The organism is Parolsenella catena, from assembly GCF_003966955.1.
GTDB lineage: Bacteria > Actinomycetota > Coriobacteriia > Coriobacteriales > Atopobiaceae > Parolsenella > Parolsenella catena.
The window spans coordinates 747,104-769,175 of the sequence record NZ_AP019367.1 but is presented as its reverse complement, the minus strand read 5'-3'; the positions used below and the strand labels follow the sequence as shown (position 1 = coordinate 769,175).

General features: G+C 66.1%; 21 protein-coding genes. 2 read left to right on the top strand and 19 right to left on the bottom strand.

From position 1 onward, the window contains the following. Positions 1 to 99: 99 nt before the first annotated feature. Complete coding sequence (locus tag Pcatena_RS03535; protein WP_269777012.1) at positions 100 to 1,140, bottom strand: glycosyltransferase family 2 protein; 1,041 nt, start codon at positions 1,138 to 1,140, stop codon at positions 100 to 102. 92 nt (positions 1,141 to 1,232) lie between these two features. Beyond that, on the bottom strand, positions 1,233 to 2,435 hold the full coding sequence (gene glf / locus Pcatena_RS03530) for a UDP-galactopyranose mutase (protein ID WP_126421674.1): 1,203 nt from the start codon (positions 2,433 to 2,435) through the stop codon (positions 1,233 to 1,235). Positions 2,436 to 2,557: 122 nt separating this feature from the next. On the opposite strand from glf, the gene pta reads away from it, so the two are divergent. Further along, a complete protein-coding gene (pta, locus tag Pcatena_RS03525; RefSeq protein WP_126421672.1) occupies positions 2,558 to 3,571 on the top strand; it encodes a phosphate acetyltransferase in 1,014 nt (337 codons plus the stop codon). 160 nt (positions 3,572 to 3,731) lie between these two features. On the opposite strand, the gene pckA is transcribed toward pta, so the two are convergent. The 4 genes from pckA to Pcatena_RS03505 all read right to left on the bottom strand — a co-directional run bounded on the left by pckA (position 3,732) and on the right by Pcatena_RS03505 (position 8,717). After that, positions 3,732 to 5,342: a phosphoenolpyruvate carboxykinase (ATP) gene (pckA, locus tag Pcatena_RS03520; protein ID WP_126421670.1), complete on the bottom strand. Its 1,611-nt coding sequence runs from the start codon at positions 5,340 to 5,342 to the stop codon at positions 3,732 to 3,734. Positions 5,343 to 5,580: 238 nt separating this feature from the next. Continuing rightward, the gene (locus tag Pcatena_RS03515; RefSeq protein WP_198433417.1) at positions 5,581 to 6,255 is read right to left on the bottom strand and encodes a peptidylprolyl isomerase; all 675 of its coding nucleotides are present in this window, start codon (positions 6,253 to 6,255) and stop codon (positions 5,581 to 5,583) included. Positions 6,256 to 6,287: 32 nt separating this feature from the next. Continuing rightward, positions 6,288 to 7,625: an ATP-binding cassette domain-containing protein gene (locus tag Pcatena_RS03510; RefSeq protein WP_172596366.1), complete on the bottom strand. Its 1,338-nt coding sequence runs from the start codon at positions 7,623 to 7,625 to the stop codon at positions 6,288 to 6,290. Positions 7,626 to 7,697: 72 nt separating this feature from the next. Continuing rightward, entirely contained in the window at positions 7,698 to 8,717 is a 1,020-nt protein-coding gene (locus Pcatena_RS03505; RefSeq protein WP_232619894.1) for an ABC transporter substrate-binding protein, read from the bottom strand. 184 nt (positions 8,718 to 8,901) lie between these two features. Between Pcatena_RS03505 and Pcatena_RS03500 the strand changes: the two genes are divergently transcribed. Further along, positions 8,902 to 9,792: an aldose 1-epimerase family protein gene (locus tag Pcatena_RS03500; protein WP_126421665.1), complete on the top strand. Its 891-nt coding sequence runs from the start codon at positions 8,902 to 8,904 to the stop codon at positions 9,790 to 9,792. Positions 9,793 to 9,946: 154 nt separating this feature from the next. Here the strand turns inward: Pcatena_RS03500 and Pcatena_RS03495 are convergent, their stop codons facing one another. The 13 genes from Pcatena_RS03495 to Pcatena_RS03435 form a co-directional block, all read right to left on the bottom strand. Then, a complete protein-coding gene (locus Pcatena_RS03495) occupies positions 9,947 to 11,956 on the bottom strand; it encodes a hypothetical protein (protein ID WP_126421663.1) in 2,010 nt (669 codons plus the stop codon). Positions 11,957 to 12,312: 356 nt separating this feature from the next. Next, positions 12,313 to 13,248 carry a type I phosphomannose isomerase catalytic subunit gene (locus tag Pcatena_RS03490; RefSeq protein WP_126421661.1) on the bottom strand — a complete coding sequence of 312 codons (936 nt, stop codon included), beginning with the start codon at positions 13,246 to 13,248 and terminating at the stop codon, positions 12,313 to 12,315. A gap of 253 nt (positions 13,249 to 13,501) precedes the next feature. Next, positions 13,502 to 14,674 carry an acetate/propionate family kinase gene (locus Pcatena_RS03485; RefSeq protein ID WP_126421659.1) on the bottom strand — a complete coding sequence of 391 codons (1,173 nt, stop codon included), beginning with the start codon at positions 14,672 to 14,674 and terminating at the stop codon, positions 13,502 to 13,504. A gap of 127 nt (positions 14,675 to 14,801) precedes the next feature. After that, entirely contained in the window at positions 14,802 to 15,305 is a 504-nt protein-coding gene (locus Pcatena_RS03480; RefSeq protein WP_126421657.1) for a DNA-deoxyinosine glycosylase, read from the bottom strand. 12 nt (positions 15,306 to 15,317) lie between these two features. Then, entirely contained in the window at positions 15,318 to 15,809 is a 492-nt protein-coding gene (locus Pcatena_RS03475) for an S-ribosylhomocysteine lyase (RefSeq protein ID WP_126421655.1), read from the bottom strand. Positions 15,810 to 15,896: 87 nt separating this feature from the next. Beyond that, on the bottom strand, positions 15,897 to 16,676 hold the full coding sequence (locus Pcatena_RS03470; protein ID WP_232619893.1) for an LOG family protein: 780 nt from the start codon (positions 16,674 to 16,676) through the stop codon (positions 15,897 to 15,899). 36 nt (positions 16,677 to 16,712) lie between these two features. Further along, positions 16,713 to 17,846 (bottom strand): CobW family GTP-binding protein, encoded by a 1,134-nt coding sequence (locus tag Pcatena_RS03465; RefSeq protein ID WP_126421653.1) that lies wholly within the window; start codon positions 17,844 to 17,846, stop codon positions 16,713 to 16,715. 102 nt (positions 17,847 to 17,948) lie between these two features. Further along, positions 17,949 to 18,332 carry a fluoride efflux transporter CrcB gene (crcB, locus tag Pcatena_RS03460; RefSeq protein ID WP_172596365.1) on the bottom strand — a complete coding sequence of 128 codons (384 nt, stop codon included), beginning with the start codon at positions 18,330 to 18,332 and terminating at the stop codon, positions 17,949 to 17,951. A gap of 9 nt (positions 18,333 to 18,341) precedes the next feature. Continuing rightward, positions 18,342 to 18,575, bottom strand: coding sequence for a hypothetical protein (locus tag Pcatena_RS03455; protein ID WP_126421651.1), 234 nt, complete (start codon positions 18,573 to 18,575; stop codon positions 18,342 to 18,344). A gap of 64 nt (positions 18,576 to 18,639) precedes the next feature. Then, complete coding sequence (locus tag Pcatena_RS03450) at positions 18,640 to 19,146, bottom strand: flavin reductase (protein WP_126421649.1); 507 nt, start codon at positions 19,144 to 19,146, stop codon at positions 18,640 to 18,642. A 124-nt stretch (positions 19,147 to 19,270) separates the two neighbouring features. Continuing rightward, complete coding sequence (locus tag Pcatena_RS03445; protein ID WP_126421647.1) at positions 19,271 to 20,134, bottom strand: DegV family protein; 864 nt, start codon at positions 20,132 to 20,134, stop codon at positions 19,271 to 19,273. A gap of 62 nt (positions 20,135 to 20,196) precedes the next feature. Further along, the gene (locus tag Pcatena_RS03440) at positions 20,197 to 20,664 is read right to left on the bottom strand and encodes a MarR family winged helix-turn-helix transcriptional regulator (protein ID WP_126421645.1); all 468 of its coding nucleotides are present in this window, start codon (positions 20,662 to 20,664) and stop codon (positions 20,197 to 20,199) included. 141 nt (positions 20,665 to 20,805) lie between these two features. After that, positions 20,806 to 22,041, bottom strand: a complete 1,236-nt coding sequence (locus Pcatena_RS03435; protein WP_126421643.1) for a serine/threonine-protein kinase — start codon at positions 22,039 to 22,041, stop codon at positions 20,806 to 20,808. Positions 22,042 to 22,072: the final 31 nt, after the last annotated feature.

Here is a 22,072-nt window from a genome sequence, read left to right as displayed (position 1 = left end):
GCCCCGGACCCTGTCTGAGCAATCATTCCGCAGCGCCCCAAAGGGGCGCGAGGACGTTTGCGTGGCAGGGTCCGGGGCCTTCGACAGCTACGTCAGCGCCTAGTTGAACTTCACGAGCTTCGAGGCGATGCGGTAGATGCCCAGCGTGAACTTCTCGCCCACCTTCGTGGGGAGGTTCGTCGCGATGCCCACGATGCCCATGCGGGCACGGCGGTACATGCGCTTGTCGTACTCCTTGAGGTGGTCCCAGAGCTCATCGCAGTTGGCCATGGCGTCGGGCTTGTCGGACATGCGGGAGAAGACGGAGCAGGCGGCCATCATGAGCGTGAAGTAGCCGATCATGTAGCTGCGGAGCTCGGGCGTCTCGATGTCGTCATAGAGGTGGTAGGCGTCCATCATGATGCGGGTGATGCGCAGCTGCTGGTCGATGCGGCTCACCATGACCTTCTCGTTCACCGACTGGTCGTCTCGGCCGATGAAGTAGCGGTAGAGGTCCACGTCGAGGTAGTAGAGCGTCTTGCAGCGCGGCAGCGGCACGTAGGCGTAGATGTTGTCCACGTAGAACGTGTGCGCGGGCATGGGCACGCCGCCGTCACGCAGAATGTCGGTGCGGTAGCACAGCGAGTGCATGAGCAGGTTCTGGGCCATGTTGAAGTGGCCGATCTTGTCCCACGTGATGACCTTGTTGCGCTTGAGGACGTACTTGTAGTCGATGACGTTCTGCGTGTTGTCCTCGACGTGCTCATAGACGTAGTTGGTGATGACGAGGTCCACGCGCATGTCGCGCCACTCGAAGTCGCGAAGCGTGGAGAGAAGCTTGGAGAGGGCGTCGTCATCGAGCCAGTCATCGGAATCGACGATCTTGAAGTACAGGCCCTTTGCGTGCTCGAGGGCGGCGAGGACGGCCATGCCATGTCCGCCGTTCTCCTGATGAACCGCCTCGACGATGTTCGGGTAGCGGTTCTGCCACTCGAGGGCTTTCTCGTAGGTGTTGTCCTTCGTGGAGCCGTCGTCCACGATGACGATCTGGACATCCTCGGCGTAGTCGCTGCCCTCGAGGATCGAGGAGATGCAGTGGTCCATGTACTCCGCGGAGTTGTAGCACGGAATGCCGAAGGTGATGGTCTTGCCTGTAGTCACGGTTCTCTCCCTGGGTGCCCCGCCACGCGAGGTGTCCTGGCGGTCTTGGGCGCGCACCCCGGAGATCGCTCATCCGGGGTGCGGCGGGCTTGCTAGTTGTGTGCGGCGACGAGCTCGTCGGACAGGTCGAGCGCGCTGGCGACGACGCCGTCCATGTCGTAGTAGCGGTACTCGGCGAGACGGCCCACCGGGTGGAAGTTCGTGAGCCTGCTCACGCGGGCAAGATAGCGCTGGTAGAGCTGCTTGTTCTCGTCCTCGAGGATGGCGTAGTAGGGGGTCTGGCCGCTCTCAGGCGTGTAGGCCTTGGAGTACTCGCGCATGATCGTGGTCTTGCCGGGAACGACCTGACCCGTCATGTTCTTGAACTCGGTGATGCGCGTGAAGTCCTCGCTCGTCGTGTAGTTGACGGTGCCGACGGGCTGGAACTGGTCGACGTCGAGCGTCTCGAACTGCATGTCGAGCGTGCGGTACGGCAGCGCCCCGAGGTCAAGGCCGAACAGCTCGTCGAGCGGGCCGGTGTAGACGATCTCCCCGCCGTAGGGCTTGCCGCAGACCTTTGCGTAGTCCTCGTCAACCATGAGGATGTCGCGGACGTCGACGCCGAGGAACACGTCGATGAGGTCGTGGTCGAGCAGGCGCTCGAAGAGCTTCGTGTAGCCCTCGGCGGGCATGCCCTGGTGGGCGACGAGCGGGAAGTAGCGCTCGTCGTCACCGACGAACACCGGCACGCGGCCCGTGACGGAGGGGTCGACCTGGTCGGGCGTGGTGCCCCACTGCTTCATCGTGTAGTGGAGGAACACGTTCTCGTAGACGTAGTCGGCGACCTCCTGCAGGTCGGGGTCGTTCTTCTCGCGAAGCTCGAGGATGGGGACCTTCTTGTTTTCACCGAAGGTCTCGACAAGCTTGCGGTAGAGGGCCTCGCCGCGCTCCTCGCCAAAGGCGAGCTTGAGGCTCTTGTGGTTGAAGGGGACCGGCATGAGCGTGCCGTGAATGTTGGCGAGCACCTTGTGCTGGTAGTTCGTCCACTCGGTGAAGCGCGAGAGGAACTGGTGCACGCGGTCAGACTGCGTGTGGTAGATGTGCGGGCCGTACTTGTGGACGAGGATGCCGGCGTCATCGACGTAGTCATAGGCGTTGCCGGCGATGTGATCGCGACGCTCGATGACGGCCACGTGGAAGCCGCAGGCCTCGGCAAGGCGGCGGGCGCAGACCGATCCCGCGTATCCGGCGCCGACGACGATCATGTCGTAACTGTCGGCGTTAAACCCAGCGGGAAGCCCACTTGCGATAGCCATTCGAATCCTCTCGACGAATCATCGGTTCACGCGTGACGCACGCAACCAAGGATCGGCCGCGTGCGTCCCCAAATCTCTAGGTGATTCTATATCAGGCGAACCTATAATGGGTCCGGTGTCACATGACGCCAGTAAAACGCCAAAAAAGGAGCGAAATGAGCGATTTCCTGCAGCGTATGAAGTCTGCCGCCAAGGCGGATAAGAAGACGATCGTCCTGCCCGAGGGTGAGGACCCGCGCACCATCGAGGCCGCCAAGAAGATCGTCGAGGAGGGCCTTGCCAACCTGATCATCCTTGGCGACCCCTCCCAGATCGACGTCGAGGGCGTCACGGTCATCGACCCCAAGACCGCCGAGAAGCACGAGGCCTATGCCGAGAAGTTCGCAGAGCTGCGCGCCAAGAAGGGCGTCACCATCGAGCAGGCCCGCGAGCAGATGAACGACGCCACCTACTTCGGCACCATGATGGTCAAGATGGGAGACGCCGACGGCCTCGTCTCCGGCGCCTGCCACTCCACGGCCAACACGCTGCGCCCGGCCCTGCAGATCCTCAAGACCGCCCCGGGCACGAAGCTCGTCTCGGCCTTCTTCATCATGTGCACGAAGACCCCCGAGTACGGCGCCGAGGGCACGCTCATGTTCGCCGACTGCGGCCTGAACATCGACCCGAACGCCGACGAGCTCTCCGAGATCGCCATCGCCTCCGCCGCCAGCTGGAAGGCCTTCATGGGCGACGTCGAGCCCAAGGTCGCCATGCTGTCCTTCTCCACGAAGGGCTCCGCCAAGGGTGAGGTCCCCGAGAAGGTCCAGGAGGCCACGAAGCTCGCCAACGAGAAGGCCCCCGAGCTCGCCCTCGACGGCGACCTGCAGCTTGACGCCGCGCTCGTGCAGTCCGTCGCCGACCTCAAGGCCCCGGGCTCCGAGGTCGCCGGCCACGCCAACATCCTCGTCTTCCCGGACCTCGAGGCTGGCAACATCGGCTACAAGCTCGTCCAGCGCTTCGGCGGCGCCGAGGCCTACGGCCCCATCCTTCAGGGCATCGCCAAGCCGGTCAACGACCTGTCCCGCGGCTGCTCTGCCGACGACATCGTGGGCGTCGTGGCCATCACGGCCGTCCAGGCCCAGATGGCCGAGTAGGGCTTTCGCAGCACAAGCTCGTCCGCTTTCGTGAGGCGGGGTGCCACCGTTCGTGGCACCCCGCCTTTTCTAGTCGTCGACAAGCTTGAGATGCGACTTGCCGCGCGCGGCCGCGGCCAAAAAGCGCCCCGCCAGACGGACGGGGCGCAGGTGTTGCAGGCTATTCGGCGAGCGGGTGCGGGCCGGCGGCGAGCACAACCGGGTCGAGGTCTGGGTAGCGCTCGCTCGCGTGTTTCTCGAACATCGCAGCGAGCCTCTCGGCAGCCTCGTCATAGGCCTCGGGCGTGGTCCAGGTGTGCCGCGGGTTGAGGACCGCCGGCGTGACGCCGGGGCAGTCGAGCGGAATGTCCACGTTCAGGCGCTCGTCATGCTCGTAGCCGCCCGAGTCGAGGTCGCCCGAGAGCGCCGCGGCGACGAGAGAGCGCGTCACGGCCAGGCTGATGCGATAGCCCGTGCCGTAGGCGCCGCCCTGCCAGCCGGTGTTCACGAGGTAGACGCGCGCCCTCGTGCTGTCAATGCGCTTGCCGAGCATCTCGGCATAGAGGCTTGGCGAAAGCGGCATGAACGGCTCGCCGAACAGGGCCGAGAACGTGGGCGTGGGCTCCGAGACGCCCTCCTCGGTCCCCGCGACCTTGGATGTGAAGCCGGCCATGAAGTGATACATCGCCGCCTCGCGGGAGAGCCGCGAGATGGGCGGCAGCACGCCGAAGGCATCGCACGTGAGGAACAGCACCACGCTCGGTATGCCGCCACGGCCATCAAGGCGCACGCTCTTGATGTGCTCGACGGGATAGGCCACGCGCGTGTTCTGCGTACGGGAGACGTCCGTATAGTCTGGCTCGCGCGTCTCGGGATCAAGGATCACGTTCTCGCACACGGCGCCAAAGCGAATGGCCTCGTAGATGTCGGGCTCGGCGATGGGGCTCAGGTCGATGGCCTTGGCATAGCAGCCACCCTCGATGTTGAAGATCCCGCGGCTTGACCACCCATGCTCGTCGTCACCGATGAGCAGGCGGTTGGGGTCTGCCGAGAGCGTGGTCTTGCCCGTGCCCGACAGGCCGAACAGCACGGCCGTCTGCCCCGTCATGGGATCGACGTTTGCCGAGCAGTGCATGGACAGCACGTCGTCCTCGACGGGCAGCAGGTAGTTCATGAACGAGAAGACGGCCTTCTTGATCTCTCCCGAGTAGCCCGTGCCCGCGACGACCACGCCGCCATGGGCGAGGTCTAGCACGACGGCGGCGCCAGAGTTGGTGCCGTCCGTCTCCGGGTCGCAGCGGTATCCCGGGGCCGCAAGCACGTAGATGTCGGGCTCGCCGAAGCTCGCGAGCTCGCGGGCCGTTGGCCTCACGAGCATCTGGTGAACGAACAGCGCCTGGCTCGCGCGCTCGCAGATGACGCAGACCTTGCGGGAGTGGTTGCGGTCCGCCCCCGCAAGCCCATGCACGACGTAGAGCTCGCAGCCATAGAGGTAGCCGACAACGCCCGAGCAGATGTGCTCGTAGACATCGCGCTCCATGGGAACGTTGACCTCGCCCCAGCACACCCTGTCATGGATGGCCGGGTCGTCAACGACGAAGCGGTCATGCGGCGAGCGTCCGGTGCGCTCGCCGGTGTCGACGACGAGCGAGCCGTTGGAGGCAAGGACGCCCTCCCCATGCGCCACGGCGGCCTCAACCAGCTTTGCGGGCGAGAGGTCGATGTGGACCCGCGGCACCCCCGCGACCGATTGGTCACGCTCGATGAGCCGATCTACCTGTGCCTTCTTCATGGCAATCTCCCCCTTTGCCCGTGTGCACGCATGCACGCGGAGACAGTCGATTGCCCCTGCTTTACCCAGGTGGAGCTCTAGCGGATACAGGGACGGCGGCAAGCGGCGCCGCTCGTCCCGCAGACGGCGAGAAGACGATGCTATCTTGGCCCGGTTTTACGTGAAATGTGGGGCCGCGACACGTAATTCAAGGACGTGAATGAACTCGACGCGCAATTACAGGCCGAGAACGGCATCGCTAGTCATCCATCTTGACGGAGGCGATGCGCGGCTGGTCGGCCGCAGCGATCGAGCCGTTGTTGTCCGTGGGACGCGCCGCCTCGCACATGGCATCGACGACGTCCATGCCCTCCGTCACGTGCCCAAAGGCGGCGTATTGGCCGTCGAGGCTCGGCGTGTCGGCCTGCATGATGAAGAACTGCGAGCTCGCGGAGTTGTAGGCCTGCGAGCGTGCCATGGAGATGGTGCCGCGCACGTGGCTGATCGAGTTTGGGTGACCGTTGTCGGAGAACTCGCCGACGATCTTCTCGTCGGAGCCGCCCGTGCCGTTTCCGTTGGGGTCTCCACCCTGCACCATGAAGCCCTCGATGATGCGGTGGAACGTCAGGCCGTCGTAGAAGCCCTCGCCCGCGAGTTTGGCGAAGTTGGCCACCGTGACGGGCGCCACGTCGGCGTCAAGCTCGAGCTTGATCGCCCCGTAGCCCTCGACCTCGATCGTTGCGTGGTGCGTGCCGCTCGCGTACTCGCCCGAGGCGCTCGTCACGCACGAGGAGGCAGAGGATGACGGCACGGCAGACGCGGAGGCCGCAGACGTGGAGGCCGCCCCGGACGCGCCGGAGCCGCAGCCTGCAAGGCACAGCGATGCCACGCCAAGGGAAGCCAGGAGAAACGAGCGACGAGACATGGTTTGCATGGGAACCTCCGAAGCGAGATGGGCAGCACGCGTTATCGGCCAAGCACCAGTGTATCCGCTCCCAGGCGCTCGGCGTCCCGAGCGTCATGCGTGGCCACGATGAGGGAGCGGCCACGGAGCTCGTCTGCGATGACGTCGCAGGCAAGGTCGCACGCAACCGCGTCGAGTCCCGCGAACGGCTCGTCGAGCAGCACCGAGTCTCCGGGGGCCACGAGCGCCCGCGCGAGCTCGACGCGCCGGCGCTGCCCGCCAGACAGCGCGCAGACGGGCGCATCCGCATCGATGCCGGGCACGAGACGCTCGAGCAGGCCGCGCATCTCGTCGGGCCCGACGCCCTCGCCGGCCGTGAGGGCAACGTTTTGAAGTGCGGAGGCCCGCTCCACGAGCCTCGCATCCTGGAACTCCGCCGAGATGCAGTCAGGACCCTCGACGCGGCCCCTGACAGGTCGCTCAAGGCCGGCAAGCGTCCGGAGCAGCGTCGTCTTGCCCGCGCCACTCGGCGCCATGACGCACAGCCGGCCGCCGGGCGCCACCGTCATCGAGACGGCATCCGCGAGCCCATGGGAAAGCCAGAGGCCGTAGACGCTCCAACCCCCGCGCGGCAGGCTCTTGCGCTCCCCCGCCGGATGCACGCGAGCGATGACGGCAAGACGCACCGCAACCGGCCCAGAGACCCTGAGGACGCACAGGAACGCGTGCTCGCACACGGCCGCAAGGGCGATGACCACAATGGTCCACGCAAACAGGTCGGGTGTCTCGAGCAGAAGCTTTGCCTGGTAGATGCGCTCGCCAATGGAGCCGGCGGGCGCGCCGATGAGCTCGGCCGCGACGCCGGCCTTCCACGCCATGCCCACGACCGTCTCGCTCGCCGCACATAAATAAGGAAGCGTCTCGGGCCACACGAGACCAAGCGTTCGCGCGGCGGCGCGCACGCCGTGGACGTCGAACAGCTCTCGGCGTGCCTCGCTCACGTGGTCGAGTCCCTCGAGCACGGGAAAGTAGAGCCCGGGGAGCGCCATGAGAAACACCGCCGCCACGCTCACGTTGGCAGAGCCAAGCCAGATGAGCAGCAACACCACGACGCACACGACAGGCGTGGACTTCACGGCCACGAGCGGAGGCCTCGCCACGACGCGCACGAGGTGCCAGCGCGCAGAGGATAGCGCCAGCGAGATGGCCGCGGCGTAGGCCGCAAGCGTGGCCCCGATGATGCGCAGGGCGGAGAAGCCCACCTTTGCCCAGAATGGCCCGCTACCCACAAGGCCCACAAGCGCCGCGGCGACGTCGACGGGACCGGGCAGGATGAGCTGCTGCCGCACGGCCACGCTTGCCGCCTGCCAGACGGCAAGCCACAGGGCGACGGCCGCCACGCGCTCGGCCGTCGCCCTCTCAAGCTGACATTTGTTACTCGACATAGTCACAGAATCAAGATGCCCACGTGCCTAGAGCGCGTAGTAGAAGTCGTCGCCGGGAAGCTTGCCGCCCACCGAGCTCGCATCGGAGCTCGCGAGGACGCCCAGGTAGCCACTGAGTGCAGACTTCATCTCGTCGCCCGTGAGGCACGTGAGGCCGCAGCCCGGGATGGCCTTCTCGGCCACGGGAGCGGCGTCGATGATGCCGTGGTCAACGACGGACTGCGCATAGGTCGCGGGGTCTGCCGAGACGGCCTCCACGGAGGCCTGCTGTTGCTCGACGAACTCACGGACGGCCTCGGGATGCTGCTCGGCGAAGTCGCGGCGCACCACCGTGACGCCGGTGAGCAGGCGCGAGCCGTCCTCGGCGTACTGGTCCCACACGTCCGTGAGGTTGATGGGCGAGGTCAGCGACGCGTTCTTGGCAAGCGCGGCCGTCTTGTACGGCTCGGGCAGAATGCCCACGGCAGACGGGTCAGCCGCAAGGGCGCTCACGACCTCGGCGGCCTCGCTCTTGAACTCGAGCGTCACCTGGTCTGCGATGCCGGCCTTGTCGAGCAGGTAGTTCATGACGTACTCGGGCGAGGCTCCCTTGCCCGTGAGGTAGACCGTGCGGCCCGCAAGGTCGGAGAACGACTGCACGGACGCGTCTCCCGTCACGACGTTGAGCACGCCAAGCGTGTTGACGTCGAGCGCCTGGACGGCGCCGTCGGTCTTGTTGTACAGGACGCTCGCAACGTTGGCGGGCACGAGCGCGATGTCGACGTCACCGGAGATGACCTTGGGGACGATCTCGTCGGCAGCGGCAGAAATCGAGAAGTCATAGGTGTTGGCAAGGCCGGAGTCATCGTTTGCGGCCTTGTCCATGAACGAGACGAGCCCGATGGACGTGGGGCCCTTGAGCGAGGCCACGTGGACCTCGGTGGGGTCGGCTGCCGTCGTGGCGGCCTGGTTGGCGGCTTGGGAGTTGGCAGATCCGCAGCCGGCAAGCGCGAGCACGCAGGCAAGCGACGCGGCGACGAATCCCCTCCTCGTGAGCTTCTTGGACATGCGTGTTCCTTTCCTTGGGCCCTCGATGTCACGGCCGGCCCCGCGAGATCGGCCGTTGGTCTCGGGCTGCATATGGTGGCGCGCCTTCGCTTTTGGCGCACAACTTAGGCATGGTAGCAGCAGTTCAATCGTTGCGTTCGCGATAGAATCAAGACGTTCAGCATGACGAACGGAAGGAGCACGCATGGCAGACATCACCACCATCACGCAGGGAGGGCTCGAGGCCTCCGTGGACGCACGCGGCGCACAGCTCAGGAGCCTCAGGCTCGGCGGCGTCGAGTACCTGTGGCAGGCGGACGAGCGCTGGTGGCCCAGGAGCGCCCCCGTCCTCTTCCCCATCGTGGGCAAGATTCGCAACGGCTTCGCCACGTGCTCTGCCGGCGAGTGCCACATGGGTAGGCACGGCATTGCGCGCAACTATGACCATGAGCTCATCGAGGACACCGGCAGCTCCCTCACGTACCGCTTCGAGAGCACGGCCGAGACCCGCGAGGCCTACCCGTACGACTTCCGCCTCGAGATGACCTATGCGATCGAGGGCGACGCGACGCTTGCCCAGACGTTTGCCGTCACGAACACCGGCGACGTCGACCTGCCGTTCTGCCTGGGCGGGCACCCCGCCTTCAACGTGCCGCTACGCGAGGGCGAGGCCTTCGAGGACTACACGTTGTGGTTCTCGCGCGCGTGGACGGGCACCTCACCCACGGCAGATGACGGTATCGAGAACTACGGGCGCATGCGAACGATGATCGATGGCACGAACCGCCTGCCTCTCACGCATGACCTGTTCGCAAACGACTCCTTCACGCTCGAAGGCGTACCCGACTCCACGATCAGCATGGTGGGACCCATCGGTCACGGCGTGCGCGTGGACTTCGAGGGCTTTGACCACATCGGCGTGTGGAGCGCCGGCCCCTCGGCCGAAGGCACGCCCGCGCCGTTCGTGGCGCTCGAGCCGTGGTGCGGCACCGCGACGCGCACGGACGAGGACGACGTGCTCGAGCACAAGCAGAACGTCATCGTCGCCGCGCCCGGCCAGACGGTGCGCCGTACGTTTAGCATCACGCTGCTGTAGGCGCGCGCGAATCGCGCCCCAAGCTCTGGCTTTCGCGGGTGCGTTTTTGCACGCTCGGGGACGATTTGGCGAGCAGAATCGCACCATCAATGACGAGGGGCGGCCATCCGTGACATGGGTGGCCGCCCCTCGTTGCATGGTGCGCGGCAAGCGCCTAGTAGTTGTCCGCGACCTCGGTGCCCACGATGGCGTTGTTCGCGGGATCGTTGGCCATCACGTAGATGCGATGCGAGCCGAAGGCGTAGGAGCCCAGCTCGTAGGAGCGCGTGATGATGAACGTGCCCTTCTCGTCGCGGACGTAGCGGTCCTGCTCGCCAGCCATCTTGGAGATGTCGTCGGCCGAGACGCCCAGGTCACTCGGGTTCTTGGCGAGGAAGGCGTTGATGCCGGCAACTCCCTTGGCCTGCAGGTCCTCGGTACTCATGTTGAGCGCGGTCGTGGCGTCGACGGCCTTGCCCGTCGAGAGGTCGTAGAACGTGCCGAAGCTCTCGTCGGTGCCATGCGCGCCGCCGCCCGTCTCGTCCCTTGCGCTGAAGACCGAGACGATCGAGCCGTTGATGCTCGCGCAGAGGTCCTGGTGGTCATCGACCATCATGGCGCCAGACGCCGGGCCCCACGCCTTGCCGAGGTTCGCGTCGTCCTCGCAGGCCTTGGCAAGCTGCGCGTTCAGCGCGTCGAGCGCCGCGTCCGTGGAGCCGTCGACCTTGGAGAACTGCGGATAGGACCACATGACGCCCTGGGTCGAGCTTGGGCTGTACGGGTTGACGATGGTGTAGCTCTTGTCCACGCTCTCGGAGGTGTAGGCCTGCTCAGACGTAGCGGCGGCCGTCGTGGCGGCGTTGCCCTCCGAGCGGCTCTTGAGCTCATCGAGCGTGGCGTTGGTGTCGGAGACGGTCTGGCTCACGTCAGGCGAATTGTGGAAGTAGGTGGAGGCCAGAAGCCAGAAGCAGTCGCTTTGCTGGACGCGCTTTGACGCGGCAAGCTCGTCATCAAGGGAGACCTCCTGGCCGTCAACCGTAAAGACGGTGTTGGAGCCACCCTGCTCCGAGCGTGATGCCGTCTCAAGCGCAACGTCGAACTCGTCCCCATCGAACGCGTAGTTTCTGAAAACGTCACTGGACGTGTTCTCGTCAGAGTCCTGCGTTCGCGTCGACACGCACGTCTCGCTGCCATCAAGCGTGCAGATCTGCACGAACAGGCTCCCGTCGTCCGCGGACAGCACGGTATCGGGCTCATCGTAGACCTTGGAGATTTTCCCATCCTTGTAGGCCCAGACCTCGACCTTGTAGGCGCTCTTCTGGTTGCTGTCGTAGTCGAAGCTGCTGCCCGACGGAGCGGGCACGGTGTCATAGGCCAGCAGGAGCTCATCGGTGCCATCGCCGTCAAAATCCATGAGACGCGCCACGGCGAGACCAGATGCCAGGTCAACGTAGTCATAGTGCGTGAGCGTGGCCTTGCCGTACTTGTCGATGTACTCGCGGCACTTGGCAAGGTAGAGGTCGGCGGCCTTCTGCTCATCGGTGCGGGCGTCGGTCGTCGTCGCGGCGGTCTGGGTGTCGTCCGCGGAGGGGGCGGGAGGCTCGGGGTCAAGGCTCTCGGGGGCCTTGGGGTTATCGTGCTCGTAGTGGACGGGAACGTCGTAGCGTGCGGAGGAGCCCGAGTCCGAGTTGTCCACGATCACGAGGGTGTAGTCGCCGTCCTCGACGTCGCCAAAGTCCTCCAGCGTGAAGCCGGAGTCATCGGTGCCCTCATAGCGATAGGGCGTCGTGGAGATGCTCGAGGCATCGCCCGCGCCCTTCGTGGAGACGAGGTAGGCCACGTAGGCGCTCATCTCCTTGCCGTTGGCGTCCTTGGGACGCACGCGCGTCTTGGCAGACACCTGCGCGGGCGCGTCCGCCGTGTATGCGGCCTGCGCGGAGCCCGGCAGGCCGTGCAGGCGCACGTAGAGGGCGCCACCCACGGCAAGTACGGCGATAAGGGCCACGATGCCGATGATGAGGGCGCCATGCCCCTTCTTCTTGGGGGCCTCGCCTGCCGGTGCGGGAGGCACGGGCGCGGCATAGGCGGGAGCAGACGCAGGCTCAACGTCGTCGAACGAGGCCACGGCGGCGGCAGTGTCCGCCTCGCGATCGTGCTCGGGGGCAGCCGGGGACTCGGGGATCACGGTTGTCTCGGCGGCGGGCCCGGAGACCGTCGTGGTGTCCGGGGAAACGACAGAAGTCTCGTCCGGCGAGGAGACGACCTTGGTCTCCCCCGCGTCGTCAGCATCAACCGGGCACCCGCACGTCGTGCAGAACTATGCCCCGGGCTTGAGCTCCTTGCCGCAGTTTGTACAGAACATGGGCACCTCTCCCTCGCTTTGTCTCGGCAACATGATACGCGCTCGGCCCAAGCCGGCAGTTGCGCAACGCACGAATAAAGGACCCGATCACGCATCGCGCAACCGGGTCAAAATGTGCCCAAAAATCTTTGACACCAATGGAGCACCGGACGTAGCACCAATGGGACGCGCCCGTACCCCTACACCCAGGAGCAGATGAGCGTCATGTCGCCCTCGAAGGCAAGGTCTCCGCTCTCGCACGGGGCCACGAAGTGCGAGCCCTTCTTGAGCTCGACGCCGTTCACCGAGCCCGCACCCTCGATGACGCTCACGCACATGAAGTCGTGATCTTGGACGAGCGTCTTGGCACCGCAGACGCGCACGCGCTCGACGGTGTAGCGCTCGTTGCTCTCGAGCCTCGTGACGCCATCGACCTCGGGCGTCTCGACAGCGCCACTCACAGGCGCCTTGGCGGCATAGTCCACGACGTCCATGCTCTGCTGAAGGTGCAGCTCACGCTTGGTGCCGTCTGCCTGGACGCGGTCGTAGTCGTAGACGCGATACGTCACGTCGCTGCTCTGCTGCGTCTCGAGGATGAGCGTGCCGGCCTTGATGGCGTGTACGGTGCCCGCATCGATCTGGAAGAAGTCGCCCTTGTGGATGGGCACCTCGTTCACGAGGTCGGACCAACGACCCTCCTCCACGAGCCTGGCAAACTCCTCGCGGTCCTTGGCCTTCTGGCCCACGATGATGGTGGCGTCCTCGTCACAGTCGAGCACGCACCAGCACTCGCACTTGCCAAGGCTGCCCCTCTCATGGACGCGGGCATACTCGTCGTCGGGGTGGACCTGGATGGAAAGGTCGCCGTCCGCGTCGAGGATCTTGATGAGCAGCGGGAAGCGGTCGCCCTCGGCATGACCGAACAGCTCGTGGTGCTCGTCCCAGAGCTGGGAGAGCGTGGAGCCCGCGAACGGTCCGCTCACGACCTCGCAGTCACCAGCCGGGTGCGCGCTGATGGCCCAGCACTCGCCGATGGCACCCTCGGGGATGTCATAGTGAAACACCGTGTCGAGGCGGCGTCCACCCCAGATCTTCTCGTGAAAGATGGGCTTGGTGAAGATGAGGTCCTGGGCCATGGGGCATCCTCTCGTCTGGGTTTGCTACGCGCCAACAATAGTAGTTCAAACGCGAGCGGCACACGCCGCGCCTGACGACGTCCTATCTGCAGGCGTCGCAAACGTGGCACAGCAGCGACTCGTCATAGGGGGCGTCGTCGCACCAGAGCCTGGGATCCACGTCCGGCCCACCGGGGATGGTAATAGGGTTGAAACAAAAAAACGGCACCGGGCGCGAGGCCCGATGCCGCCAGCAGGCTCTTGTCGGCTCGAATTACTTGCCGAGCAGCTCCTTGACGTCGAGGGCGATCATGAGCTCCTCGTTGGTCGGGATGACCCAGACGTGCAGGCTGGAGTCGGGCGTGGAGATCTCACGCGGATCGTCAGAGCGGACGGCGTTCTTGTCGTCGTCGATCTTGACACCCATCCAGGCGAGGCGGTTCACGACCTCCTTGCGCATGTGCGCGGAGTTCTCGCCCACGCCGGCGGTGAAGACCATGGTGTCCACGCCGTTCATGGCCTGGACCATCGTGGCGAACTGGGAGGCCACGCGGTAGCTCCACATGTCGATGGCCATCTGGCAGCGCTCGTTGCCCTCGGCGGCGCCGGCCTCGATGTCGCGGCAGTCGCTGGAGACGCCGGAGATGGCGGCCAGGCCGGACTGCTTGTTCATCATCGTGTCGATCTCGTCGATGGAGTAGTGGCCCTCACGGGAGAGGTAGAAGACCGTGGCCGGGTCGACGGTGCCGCAGCGCGTGCCCATGATGAGGCCGTCGAGCGGGGTGAGGCCCATCGTGGTGTCCATGCACTTGCCGTCCTGGATGGCGCACAGGGAGGCGCCGGAGCCGAGGTGGCAGCTCACGACCTTGTGGGCGGTGTGGTTGGAGGCCTCGTCGACGGAGCGCCAGATGAAGCGGTGGCTCGTGCCGTGGGCGCCGTACTTGCGGATGTGCAGGCTGTCGACGACCTCCTTGGGCAGGGCGTAGTTGTGGGCCTCTGCCGGCATGTTGTAGTGGAACGAGGTGTCGGCCACGATCACGTTGCCGATCTCGGGGAACATCTCACGGCAGATCTCGATGACGTCGGCCTCGGCGTAGTTGTGGAGCGGCGCGAGCGGGGCGACCTCGCGGACCCAGCCGAGGGTCTCGTCGGTGACGACCTTGGACTCGGGGAAGTACCAGCCGCCCTGAACGACGCGGTGGCCGATGCCGTCGATGGGCTTGTCGACGTTCTTGAGAATCTCAAAGACGTGCTTGATGGCCGTCTTGTGGTCCGGCAGGGCAACATCGAGCTGCTGCTTGTCGCCGCCCATCTCAGAGTGGCCGATGAAGGAGCCATCAATGCCGATGCGCTCGCAGTTGCCCTTGGCGTAGACCTCGCGGGTGTCGACGTCGAGCAGCTGGTACTTGAGCGAAGAGCTGCCTGCGTTGATGACGAGAACGTTCATGTGGTTATCCTCTCCAATGAAGACGCTACGCAGGCCCGCCAGGCCCGCGAATTTCCAGTTGACCATGATAGCGCGTCAAGCTGAGGCGAGCGGGCAGAACGCAAAGTTGACAAAGGGAGCGTCCCCCTCACCCAAGCTCTTGGCTCCAACGCCCTATGAGGCGGTCAAGCGACCATGCGGCGTTGGCCGGGCTCGTGCTGGGAAGCATCGTCGCGGGAAGGCCCGTGATGGGCTCGAGATGGCGACGGTAGAGACGCCCGGCCGCGGCACCGTTGCAGACGACGCGCTCGATGGGGGCCACACCGGTGACGCGACCGATGTCCGCGGGGCGCACGTTCCTGATGCTCGCGTCGCTCGAGCCCACGATGTCGCAGCTTGCGATGACGTCCCACAGCGCGATGCCGTGCGCGAGCAGCATCCACCGCTTCTCGGCGATCGTGGCGGGCACGGGCTCGCCGAGACATGCGGCGGCAACCCGCCAGAAGCGGTTCTGGGGGTTGCCATAGTAGAAGTCGTTCGCCCGGGACAGCACGCTCGGGAAGCTCCCGAGCACGAGCACGCGCGAGCGCTCGTCGAACACGGGCTCGAAGCCGTGGTCTATGTGCTGGTAGGCGCCACGTGGCGCGCTCATGCGCAGGCGGCCCTACTCGCCGGTGGGATACGTGAGGTGGCTCTCGTCGATGTTGGCGAGGTCGCGCTCAAGGTAGCGGGCCGCGAGCCACTTGGCCATGGGAAGGTTCTGGTCGAGGTAGTTGCCGCACTCCTCGGGGGCGGCGCCGGGGATGTCACCCTCGAAGTCGCGGACGAACTCGAACATCTCGCGCACGAGCGGCAGGATCTGCTCGGAGCTCACCTCGCCAAAGACGACGAGGTAGAAGCCCGTGCGGCAGCCCATGGGGCCAAAGTAGACCACGCGGCTCGCCCACGTGGGGTGATTGCGCAGAAACGTTGCGCCCAGGTGCTCGATGGTGTGGCACTCGGCCGTGTTCATGACCGGTTCGTCGTTGGGCGCGGTGAGGCGCAGGTCGAACGTGGTGACGGCCGCGCCCGTGGCCGGATCGCGGTCGATGCGCGAGACGTAGACGCCCGGCTCGAGCAGCAGGTGGTTGACGGAGAAGCTCGCGATGCGCTCCATGGTTGCTCCTTGCGCGAACGGCGTCCCAAAGGTCCCCGTCCCCTTTGGGACGGTCCCTTGGGACGCCTGGTGTATACCGAGTAAATCCTAGCGCGCCGCGGCGCCGGTGGCCACGCGGACAGCCTCCTCCACGTCGTCGGTGATCGTGACGAGCGTGCGGTCCGGCGCAGAGATCATGCCGTGGCTCGTGACGGGACCGGAAATCCAGTCGAACAGCCCGCCCCAGTACTCGCTGCCAAAGAACACGACCGGCATGGACTTGGCCTTGTGCGTCTGGATGAGCGTGAGCATCTCGAACGCCTCGTCAAGCGTCCCGAAGCCTCCGGGGAACACGATGCCGCCGCTCGAGTACTTCATGAACATGACCTTGCGCACGAAGAAGTAGCGGAAGGTGATGCCCATGTTGACCCAGCGGTTGATGCCCTCCTCGTGTGGAAGCTCGATGCCCAGGCCCACGGACTTGCCGCCCGCCTCGGCGCATCCCCGGTTCGCGGCCTCCATGATGCCGGGACCGCCTCCGGTGATGACGGCATAGCCCGCCTTCGCGAGAAGCCCGCCGGCCGTGCGGGCGGCTACGTAGGCGGCGTCCTCGCGCCCGGTGCGGGCAGACCCAAAGCAGGCCACGGCCGGCCCCAGGCCCGCGAGCGCGCTGAAGCCGTCCACGAACTCGGCTTGGATGCGCAGCACGCGCCAGGGGTCTGTGTGCAGCCAGTCCGGGGAGTCGTCAGGGCGCAGCAGGTGCTCCGAGGTGCTCTCATCGGGGATCATGTCTCCGCGCAGGATGACGGGACCCTTGTGGTAGGTCGTCTCGTAGGGTACGGCGCCCGAGGGGTCAAGGCCAGGCGAGGCCTTCCTCTGGTTGTCCACGTCTCCCCTTTCCTCGCTCACGAGCCTGCCCGCAGCCTAGTGCTGCCAGTCCACGAGGCAGGCATCGAGCCCGGCCACGAGGGCCTGCTTGTCCATGTGCTGACCGATGAAGCAGATCTTGGTCTCGCGGTCGCCGCAGGTCTCGTCCCAGTCATCCATGACCTCGGGATTCTCGGCGATGAGGCGTGCACGGATGTCGTCCGGGGCACTCGCGATGAACTTGCCCTGCTCGGAGAGCATGCTCTGCTGGCCGGCCTGCTCGAACATGTAACACATGTCGGGGTCCTGGGCGCTCCACAGCTGGCCCTTGGCGCGGATGATCTCCTTGGGCCAGGTGCGCACGTAGTCGGCGAACCTGTCGATGTCGAACGGGCGGCGGCGGTCGTAGACGAACGTCTCGATGCCATACTCGAGGACCTCGGGGTCATCGTGCTCCTCGGGGTGCTCCATGGCGTCGAGCCAGGCGGCAGAGCCGTAGGCCTGGTTGAAGTCGAAGCGGTTGGTGTCCAGGATCTGGTCGAGGTCGACGTTGCCCTGCTCAGCCTCCACGATCACGGCCTCCTTCTGCAGGCTGCGGACGATGCCCTTGAGCTCGTCGATCTGCTCGCGCGTGACCGTATCGCACTTGTTGAGCACGACGGTGGTGCAGAACTCGAGCTGCTGGATGAGCAGCGCCTCGATGTCGTCCTCGTCGATGTTATCGGCAAGCAGGTCGCGGCCGCCGTGGAACTCGTCCCACATGCGCGCGCAGTCCACCACGGCCACGATGTTGTCGAGGTCGAGCGGGGCGGCGCTTCCGTACTTGGACTCGTCGCAGAACTGCGAGATCGTGTAGGCGATGGGGATGGGCTCGCAGATGCCGGAGGCCTCGATGATGATGTAGTCGAAGTCACCGGAGTCGGCGATCTGGGCGAGCTGGCGGGCGAGGTCGTCAGACAGCGTGCAGCACAGGCAGCCGTTCGTCATGGGGATGAGCTCGCCGTCGACCTGCGACAGGCCGCCCTTGGCGATGAGGCTCGCGTCGACGTTGATCTCGCCGATGTCGTTGACGAGCACGGCCGCGCGTACGCCGCGGTCGTTGGACAGGATGTGGTTGAGCAGCGTGGTCTTGCCCGCGCCGAGGTAGCCGGTGAGCAGGACGATCTTTGTCTGCTTGGGCTTGTCTGCCATGTGGAGCTCCTTCTCGATTCGTGAAAGTTAGCCACGGGCAAGTGTACCCCGCACGGCGGGAGTTAACGCGGCATCACGCAAGGGCGCCACACGGCGCGCGCCTTAGCGAGCGGAGGCACCGGCAACGAGCGCCTGGGCGGCAAGGCATGCGGCGACGCCGAGCGAGAAGCTCAACAGCAGGTAGGCCGCAGCGGCGCCGATGGCGCCACGCTCGAGAAGGTCGCCCGTCTCGAGCGCGAACGTCGAGAACGTCGTGAAGCCTCCGCAGACGCCGGTCTTGAGCAGCAGCGTGGTGCGTGGCGAGAGCCCGGCGGCAGGCGCGGCCGCCACGACGATGCCGATGAGAAAGGCGCCCGCGACGTTGGTCACGAGCGTGGCGAGCGGAAAGCCCGCCTCGCCCACCGTCTTCCACGGGACGAACGTGAGCGCCCAGCGCCCGAGCGAGCCAAGGCCGCCGCCGACGAACACCGCGATTGCGTCCAGCATGATGTGCCCTTACCTGCGGCGGCGCCAAGAGCTGGGCAGCTCGAGCGTCACGTTGCCGTTCTCGCCGCGGCGCACGTGGCCACCCTGCGCAAAGAAGAGCCCCACGAGAATGACGGCCACAGCGGGCAGCAGCTTGAACGCGAGGCCAACGAGGCCAAACGCCATGCCGATGACGCTGATGACAAGCGAGATGAACAGCGAGAGAAGGAACAGGAAGAAGAGGGCGAGGATAAACGTTGCCATGGAGCTCCCGATTCGGACGTATGGTCAGCAAACGAGGCACGGGCGGCGCCTCGGGCGTCTCATCTTACGCCGAGACGAGCACGTGCTCCACCTCGGCGATGTACATGGTGTGGTAGTCCTTCTCGGGGTAGCAGCGCGCGTCGATGGAGCCGTCGAGGAACTTCTCGGGCTTGATGTCGTCCGCATAGAGCTTGCGGCACACGAGCACGAGGCTCGCCTGCTCGAAGGCCACCGAGCCGTCGAGGTAGGCCGGCGTGAAGCCCACGTGGGTGGCCTTGTACGAGTCGCGGCCGCTGTGCGTGCCCAGGTAGCGCAGCGCCTCCTTGTGCTTGGGCGCATAGAACGAGAGCGTGAAGCGGTCGTTGGCGTCGACGAACTCCTTGGTGTAGCGCTGCGAGCGCACGTAGACGGTCACGACGTCCTTGCCCCACAGCACGCCCATGCCGCCCCAGCTCACCGTCATGGTGTTGTAGCCGCTCGTGGTACCGGCGGTAAGCAGCGCCCACTCGTCGCCGATCTTCGCAAACGGGCTGAACTCGAGGCTTTTGAGATCGACTTCCCTGAAGGACATGCGTGTCTCCTCTCGCGGTTTTGCTTGAAAGGAGACTATACGCCCCATGGGACCATTGGGGACGGGTTAGTTTGGCACCCCGACAACAAGCAGGCGGACCAAACGAACCCGTCCCCTTTGGTCCCTACTGCTTGAAGAAGGCCAGGGCGATGGCGCCGGGACCCACGTGCGTGCCGATCGTGGCGCCCACGGTGTGGACGGGCAGGTCGTCGAGCGCGACGTGGCCCTCCCAGATGTGGCGGCTGTCCTCGACGTACTTGCGCAGCAGCGCGTCGTCGAGGCCCGCGTAGGCAAGCTCGATGGGCATGGAGAAGTCGATGCCGCCAGCGGCCTCGACCTGCTGCGTGAGCAGGTTGCGTCCGTTCTTGGAGCCGCGGGCCTTGCCGAGAAGCTCCACGACGCCGTCGGTGATCGTGATGACGGGCTTGATGGAGAGCAGCTTGCCGAGCGCGGCGGCAGATGCCGGGATGCGCCCGCCGCGGCGGAGGAACTCGAGCGTGTCGAGAAGGCCCACCACATGGATGTCCTCGCGGGCCTGCTCGAGCGCGCACGCGATGTCGGCGGCACCGAGGCCCTCGCCCACGAGGCGCAGCGCGTAGTCCACGAGGATGCGCTCGCCCACCGTGACGCTCTTGCTGTCCACGACGTAGACGCCGCCCTCGAAGGCCGCGGTCGCGGTCATGGCGCTCGCGTTGGTGCCGGAGAGCTTGCCGGAGAGCGTAATGACCACGACCTCCTCGCCCGCCTCGCGCGCCGAGGAGATGGCTTGCTCGAAGGCATAGGGATTCACCTGGCCGGTCATGGGCAGGTCGTCACCCTCGACGAGTAGCTCGTAGAAGCGCCGGTGGGTGAGGTCGACGCCGTCGGCGTAGGTCTTGTCGCCAAACGTGACGGACAGCGGCAGCACCGTGAGCGCGGGGTTGCCCGCGGCGGCGATGTCTGCGGCGGTGATGTCAGAGGCGGAGTCGGTGATGATGCGAACGGTCATGGGGGTCCTTTCGATGGACGCGGGGCATGGGTGATGGCCGGCGCGCGAGAGGGGCATGCGGGCTAGCGGCCGATGCCGCGCAGACACTCGAGCACGGAGGCGAGCGACGCGTAGAGGCGGGCGCGGGCGTCGTCCTTGAGCGCGGAGTCCACGCGCGACATGACGCGCGAGACGGCCTCGTCGACGCCCGCCATGGTCGCCCGGCCCGCATCAGTGAGCGAGACGGGCGCGCGGTAGGCGCGCCCGTCGTCGGCCGCCGCCACGGTAACGAGGCCGCCCTCCTCGAGCTGCGCGAGGGAGCGAGAGACGGCGGCGCGCGTCACGCCGGCACGGCGCGAGAGCTCAGCTGCCGTGAGGGGAGAATCGCTTCGCCCGAGATAGTACAGGCACATGAGGTCTGCGCCGCGAAGGCCCAGTCGCTCGCACTCGACGGCGCGGATGCGCTGGACCTCCTTCTCGAGCGAGGAGATGAGCCCAACGAACTCCTCGAACCGCTCGCCGTCCGTGGGCCTGTGGTCGCTCGATGCCATGGGTGCTCCTGACGCTTGTTAACGGATAAACATCAACGTTCGAAGCACCATTGTATGGATTGTTGTTAACGCGTCAACATCATTCACAGCTCGCACACGAGCGGGCAGAACGGGGCGCGAGCTTGTCCCTCGCTCCCCCGCTCACGGCAGTGGCACGAGGACGAGAACCACGAGAACGGCGAACAGCGCAAGCAAGAGGAGTAGCAGGTTGCGCCAGACCCTCAGGGCAGAGCGCGTGCGGAGGCATCGCACGCGCGAGCGCAGCCAGCGCTTGTCGCACACGGCATAGGCGCAGACGAGGCCCACATAGGGCATGAACACGAGGAAGGCAAAGAGGTTGAAGGCGGCGGAGGCCTTGGCCCAGTAGTCGGGCACGACCGCGTCCGTGACGCATCCGAACAGGTAGAGCGCGAGCCCCGCGGCCACGATGACGTTGCGCGGCGTCCAGAGCCGAGGGGCGCGGGCGGGCGGCGCGGTGGCCGGCCTCGGCTCCGGCGCCGTCGGCTTCGGAGCCTTGCGCAATGCCAAGGTCGCGGGCAGCCCGCGGAGGGCAGCGGCAAGCTCGCCCGCGGTCTGGTAGCGCTCGGCCGGGTCGAGCGCGGCGGCGTGCTCGATGGCCACGCGCCAGGGCTCGGGCACGGCAGGATCGGCGAAGGCGCGCTCGCGGTCTGACGGCGAGGGGTCGCGGCCCGTGAGGCAGAAGAAGGCGAGAAGCCCAAGCGCGTACACGTCGCTGCGGACGTCCGTCTGGCCAAAGCCGTACTGCTCGGGCGGCGCGTAGGCGCGGGTGCCCAGGTGTGTCGTGTCCGTCTCGGCATCGTTATGCCAGGTGCGGGCTATGCCCAGGTCGATGAGCACGGGCGTGGTGGGATCGCCATCCGGGCACATGACGTTGCCAGGCGTGAGGTCACGGTGAACGATCGGCTGCTCAAGGGTCGTGTGGAGCTCCTCGGCCGCATCGCAGACGGCCGGCATGAGGCGTGCGGCGAGCTCGACGCGCTGCGCAGGCGAAGCAGCCTTGATGACCTCGCGCAGCGTGTGACCCGGAACGCGCTCCATCACGACCACAAGCGAGCCTCTCTCGACCCCGCACTCGATGATGCGCGGGAGCTGACGGACCCGCAGCCCCTCGCGCTCGCGCGTGGCGAGGGCCACGTAGGCCCCGCCCAGGCCCGACTCGCGGTCGATGACCTTACGCACGTAGGGGCCCAGCTCGCCGCCAGCAGCCGTGCGCAGGTAGACGAGCTGCGTGAGCTCTCCCGGGGCGCTCTTGAGCACGCGCTCCACGCGGTAGGCATCGGCAGCGGGCGGCACGGCGCCCCGCAAGGCGGCCGCCAGCTCGTCGTGTGTCTCGTCTGTCTCATTCGTGGTGGTCATGGCCCCATCATAGCAAGGTGCCCAAAGGGGT